1 pseudogene is annotated in these 286 nt (G+C 43.7%); it reads left to right on the forward strand.

The features are described 5' to 3' along the window. Nucleotides 1-286, forward strand: a pseudogene (locus AB4238_RS22315) (hypothetical protein); the annotation flags it as partial.

The raw sequence follows: 286 nt of genomic DNA on the forward strand, positions 1-286 counted from the left end.
CTGCTGGTGTACCTAACATTAAAGTAAAGCCTCTATCGACTGCTGGTGTACCTAACATCAAAGTAAAACCTCTACTCACCGCAGGTGTTCCTAACATCAAGGTAAAGCCTGTACTGACCGCAGGTGTACCTAACATCAAAGTAAAGCCTCTATTGACTGCTGGTGTACCTAACATCAAAGTAAAACCTCTATTGACTGCTGGTGTACCTAACATCAAAGTAAAACCTCTACTGACTGCTGGTGTACCTAACATCAAAGTAAAGCCTGTACTCACCGCAGGTGTTCC

The sequence above is a fragment of the Shewanella sp. 10N.286.45.A1 genome (assembly GCF_041470405.1).
In the GTDB taxonomy this organism is placed as follows: domain Bacteria; phylum Pseudomonadota; class Gammaproteobacteria; order Enterobacterales; family Shewanellaceae; genus Shewanella.